Genomic DNA, 6217 nt, shown 5'->3' with positions numbered 1-6217 from the left:
GCCCTTGGTCTTGAACGAATATCAGACAGTTCGGGTTGATTCCCTTGAAAGAGTCATCGTTTATGCCGGCTGCGCGAGACGCAAAGCTTCTTGTGCTCTGAGTTCCGTTACCCGAAATTGATATGCTTGTAAGGTTGGAACAGCCATTGAATGCTCCAGCACCGATTTGGTCAACAGATGAAAGGGAAATAGACTCAAGGTTGCTACAGCCGCTGAATGCATTTTCACCGATCTCAGTTACATTGTCAGGTATTACCACGCTTGACAGATTGCTCATGCCTGTAAACGCATTCGCAGGTATAGAGGTGTTCTCCATATCCGAGAGGTTAAGCGTCTCGAGGTTGCTGAAGTTTTCCCGGATTGTTTCGAAGTCTTCGGAAGAAACATTGCCCGACATGCCTATTGAAGTTATGTCGGCTGCGCTTTCCTTATCGACTGCAGCCAATTCATCAGACTTGAGTATTGCTCCCTCTGTCGGAACCATTGTTATGTCAACGGTGACATCCCCCTGAAGGTCGGATATCATGTAGATGCCTTCTTCACTCGGGATTACGGTCTGAGTCTCGCCTGAATGATCTGTTATCTTAACCTTGGGTTCCATGCCGGGAACCTCAGACATCACCTTGAATCCATAGTTTCCGTGTTCTTTGTATACTTCCGGACGAACTTCCGAAGAAGAGCTGTCGAATATTGACATTGCAACGTTCTGCCAGATGTTTTCCTCGTTTGTGACAATCATTTCTACCGATATTTTATCAGAAGACTTGTTGAATGCTACGGTATGGAATAGAACTACATCTACCTTATGGTTCTGAGGATATGCAAGGTTAGCTTCGTCAGTTATTGCAGGATCGAATGTTACATTGTATTTACCCTCTTTTATTGAAGAAGCTGTTTCAGTAACGTCAACACCATTGTCATACAGACGGAAAGCTTTGCCAGGGTATGATTCCTGCGACGGGTTCAATTGCGTTTTTGAGTTCGGAAGACCCAGTTCAACAGATGTCGCAGTTTCAGGATAAGCGATCTTGCTGAGCTGCACGTTTGTCGGATCCACGTTGACAACACGCTTCTGGTCTACCTGCACATTAAAGAATATAGCCGACTCGACGAGGTTCTGTTCTTTCCAATATGATTGGGTAGTTGGAGCCTGATATGCGGCGAGTGATCCCTTTGGCACCTCGATGGTGATAGTTTTGGTGGTAGGGAATACACCCATATTGCCAAGTTCACATGGCGTGGGACGCAAAACGATGATTTTCTGAAGTGCCAAGCAATAATTAAATGCATCGTTACCTATAAATTCGATTGACGCAGGAAGAGTAATTTCTTTCAGTTTTAAATTGCGATAGAAAGCCTGCGTTTCGATGCGCTTAAGATTTGATGGCAGGATTATGGATTCCAGAGCTGAGAGATTCCGGTAATTCTTGTCATCATAGAAAGCCAATGCCGGTAATACCGGAATCTCTTTACCGTCATTGATTATAGTGAGATCTGCAAGGTCAAGAGCTTTGATTTTTGTTATATGTTTCTTGAATGCCGCAAATTCAGACTGGTTGATAGTGCCTACCACTTTGAGTCTGGCAGGGGCGGAAGCTATCTTTGTTTCAAGTTCTCCTTCATGCACATGAACCACAGTATACACCTGTGTGCCTTTGGGATTAACCTGGATGGAGATATTGAGATCCTCCATCACAGAGCCGATTGAAAGTTTGGCTGTGGCGGCATCCGCTATTTTTACGACATCGTTCACAGAAATAGTTACGAGATCATTCTCAGATACAGGCACTACCGTTATATTGAGGGGCATGCCATGCACCACCTGGGTAACGTTGCCGGTGATGGTTGCTCCTTCAATAGATTCAGGCATTGTCACGTTATGGTATTTGACCTCATTACCTACAGCCTTGAGACGGTCGCAGACGGTTTCAGATTCGGCATCCACCAGATACCAGTTCTTTTTGTTGTATGAAGTCACTATGCGGATAAGGTTTCCTTCACGCACGGATGCTTCTTTAACCTGACATGAGAATGTGCAGGGAAGGTTGCCGTGGTTGTCGCTGCTGTTTGTTATTACGGGTGAAATAAATTCTTTAATAGCTCCCTTGCTGTCGGTGAGAACAGCGGCATAGAACATCGCTGCGTCGTTAGCCGGGATCGCGAGTGCGTTCACGCGCATGGAGAATGTCTTGCCGGGTGCTACATTTATAACGTCTGTCACAAGTCCTGCACCGTTGTTCGCACCGGTTATTTTCCAAGTTGAAGGTCTGTCTGAGACTGCTTCAGGATATTTGAAATTGGTGTGAAGGAGCGTATTGGAATTGATCACAGCCGTGTAATATCCCGATGCGTCAGCATTGAGACGGGTGCTGTTTGCATATACCTCCATTGTGGTGTCGCCGAAAGAATCATCTGTTTCCACTTTAAACTTGTATGATGATCCCGGAGCTACTTCCGTATCCTCTGTTTCTGCGGTTATCTTTACACCCGGTATTTCTTGGATGTCGATGGAATATGAGCTTGCCGGAACAGGATTCTGCTCAATGATTTCCTTGAAATCTTTCCAGTATTCCTTAGCCGAGTATGCAGCTTTGCTACCTACCGGCACGATCAGTTTAGTTCTTGGCGAGCCGTTGAAAACACACCAGTTTATCCAAGCCGGAGAAGTGCGGCGAGATATAACCTCCCTGAGCGATTCGCAACCAAGGAACACATTGTATTCCCATGTGCCGACAGATGCCGGAATTTCAACAGATTTCAGCCCTGTACCTGTGAAACATCCGCTTTTGAGTGTGGTGAGGTTTGAAGGGAGCACGACCTCCTGAAGAGATCCGTACCAATAGAAGGCTTTTGCCGGGATGGCATTTGCGGGATTGCTTCCGTTGGCGAGAATGCGGGCACTGGATATGTCAAGACGTGTGAGCTTCATGCGTTCACGAATGAATGTGAAGTCGGTAGCGTCTATCGTTCCATAGATAGTAAGGTCTTTGATTGTTCCGGCATCGGTGTCGTTTATGAGATTGGAGAGGTTACCTGCCGTTACCCATACATTGCGTTTGGATATGACGTCTGCAGCGTTCTGCACAGTCACGCTGACTTTTTGGTCAGAGTTGACATTGCGTATAACATAGTTTCCTGCAGTGTTTGGGGTGAGAATAAAGCCGTTTGCTTTTACCGTAATGACCTTGTCGGAAGACTGAGAAGTCACGTTGAAAGAGAAATCACGTCCCTTTATAACCTTGTTGCCTGTTGGTGCTGATATCACTGCACCTTCAACAGCCGTCGGCATCTGCACAGCGAAATATGGTATCTCGTTGCCGATTGCCGGAATCTCTCCTGCTACGAGAAGATCTCCCGCCACNGGCAGCCAGTTGTCTGTACCGTTAGCTTTGGTTACAAGTCTCACGACATCCCCTTTCACAACGTTTGATGCCGCAGGCACGTTGCAAGTGAAGTCGGTGTACTGATTTATTTGCAACGAAGGGAGATTGAAACCACGGGGATCGCTGACAAGAGATTTGAATGCTCCCGCTCCGTCATAAATGGCAATGGCGATAGAGCCGGTGAAGTTATCGTTGGAGATATTTTTCAATGCTCCGGCGCGAACCGTGAAGGAGGTTCCTGCCGACATGTCGGTAATGTCTGATGTCATACCGATCTGGCTGCCGTCGCTTGTGAGGTGTATGGGAGACCATGCTCCTGCCATTGCCGCAGGTCTGATATTATAGACAATAGTTGTCTGGTCATTGAAATGATAATCGCGGCTTACACTGGGGTTGAGGGCATCTGACGCGAAATATGCGTTGGCGGTGCCTCCCCATCCCCAGTTTATATGGAAATAAGTCTCAGAACCACGAGTCTCATAGCCGTCGCATACGAACGCGTGTCCTACTGACACATCTTGTCCACTATAAAGCACAGGACGTCCCGCCTCAATTTCAGATGCGATGAGCGCATCCCATGAAGCTTTGTCCATTTCTGCGCGTTTCTTATACGAAACTCCCGGGTCATATCCGAAATGGTTTATAAGAGCGGAAGGCACGCGGACTTCAAATGCACTTGAACTTGACATGCCGAAGTCTGTGAGGATTGATTGCGCCGCATGAGAAACCAATGTTGCTACTGCCTGTGCCTGCACGGCTGTATATCCATTGCGGTAATTATCGGTTCTCATGTTTGTCCAGTCATAGGTTGCATCGAAATTTACATTGCCGATAGAACCTTTGCCCTTCTCCGGATAAGCATGATGGCGCATGATTATTGCCATTGCCACACCGACGCATCCAGTGAGACGGCGATTGGGTATCAGGTTGTTGAACGGGGCTTCCTGACTCCATGTGGCAGTGTTAAGCAATTTGTTGCCAGACACCGCAGCTGTCGTTGCAGCTGTCTTGCGTCGCGGAGAGGCAACCTTTGCGGAAGCGATGTGTTTCTTTACGTTCAGAAGTACGGATGCCGTAGCTTCAGGCACTGAATTTCCTTCGAACGAGCCGTCATATGCATAGGCAATAACAGGCTCGATGTTGTCATTGGCACTGACAATAATGAAACCTTGCCCATCTTTGGCGTTAAATACATAATAAGCGCACTCGCCTGCGCTATTTACGGATGTCTGCGCCAGTTCGAGTGCAGACTCTTTTGAAAGCCGTTCGCAGCCTCCTGCCGCGAAGAAATCAGCTGCGATGCGTCGAGCCTGGTTTTCACCGAGTGACGCTGTTAATGCTCCATGAACAGAGAACATTACGCACACAGATAAAACTAACAGTTTTAAGGAATGCATAAACATAACTTAATTGTGAACAAGCTCAATATGTCAGAACTTGTTCTGTGATAAAATTTTTAGTAAGATTTGTTTAATATTTATTGTATTTATTGTATTTATTGTATTTACATAAATACATCTTTAGAGAGTGCACCTACCGGTGCACTCTCTAAAGATGTTTATATTTAATCAGGGTTTATCCGGGCTCATCATGAGTCGGCATCTTAATTATTTCTTCATTGTGAAATGGCGGGAGGCGAGACGGTAGCCGTCACAGAATACTTCCACCGTGTAGTCGCCGGGAGTGAGGGTTGTGTTTACATCCCAGTATACTGCCACCGACAATTCTTCGTTGGCGTATTCTACTTTTCTGTGAGACGTGGATGATATCGTGGATCCGTCAAGCTGGAAAGAAGGACCACCGCCGAGCAATGTGCCTTCCGGAGACAGAATCNTTATATAGAAGTCTTTCATACCCGGGGCTGTGGTGTTGTTGGGACTTACAGTGAAGTGCACTCCCAGCTGACGAGCTTTGGTGATATTCTTTTCGGTTTTCCCTTTCTTGTTGTAAGCCTGAAAAGAAATGCCTGTGATATTAAGTTTTTTTGCGAGCTGAACGGTCTGCGTCAATTCAGCGTTGCTCTTGGTAGCTGCGGTATATTGAGAAGATAGTTGTTCGTTTTTCTGTTGAACCTGCTGAATCTCCTGCTTAAGGTCTTCATTCTCCTCTCCGAGGCGTTTGATTTCCTCAAGATAGTGGCGAACTATGTTTTTAAGAGTGGCGATTTCTCCTTCGAGCTGTTTGATTTTAGCGCGTGAAGCCGCCATGTTCTTGGCATTTTTGCTTTTTTCATCGTTGAGTTCCTGAATGAGACCTTCGACTTTCATTCTTGCCTCGTTGTATTTATGTACAAGAGAGTCGTTCTTGAGATATATCTGCTGTCCTTCATATTGGTTGAAGTCTGCGCTGAGCTGGTTGAACTCGTTGGTAAGCACGAGCTGGTCGTTGGCGATTGCAAGACTGTCAGCCCTTGCCTCCGCCTTGTTTACGGCTGCGGTGTTACGTGAGTTTGCCACAATAAGCCATATGATAAGGGCAACAAAGCATGCCATTACGGCTATGCCCGCCGTCAGAAGTTTCTTTTGATTTTTATTCATATTGTCTCTTTATTCAAAATCACGGCAAAGATACTAAAAAAAGCAGATAAAAAAAAGAGGTTAATCTCATGAGTTCAGTATTCAAGAACCCCAAGATGACCTCACTCTCTAAAAAGGGAATCGGCAATTCCCTAAGGAATCGCCGATTCAAATCTTTGACTTTCGTCTTGCTGTGTTTATGCAAAATTATTTTGCAGAGTCAGCTGCGGGAGCCTCAACAACCTCAGCGGCAACCTCAGTAGCTGCAGTTGTGTCGTTAGAGTCAGCAACAACCTCTTCAACAGTCTCCTCAACAAC

Annotated in this window: 1 protein-coding gene; it reads right to left on the bottom strand. The window is 46.2% G+C overall.

Annotated features, from left to right (window positions below; genetic code table 11):
• Positions 1 to 4741: C10 family peptidase (locus JX312_RS07750; RefSeq protein WP_239653854.1), on the bottom strand; the 4741-nt coding region annotated here is incomplete at its 3' end.
• Between the last annotated feature and the right edge of the window lie 1476 nt (positions 4742 to 6217).

Origin of the sequence: Barnesiella sp. CU968 (genome assembly GCF_905219685.1) — a bacterium.
Classification (GTDB): domain Bacteria; phylum Bacteroidota; class Bacteroidia; order Bacteroidales; family Muribaculaceae; genus Lepagella; species Lepagella muris_A.
This window is presented reverse-complemented; position numbering and strand designations above follow the sequence as displayed.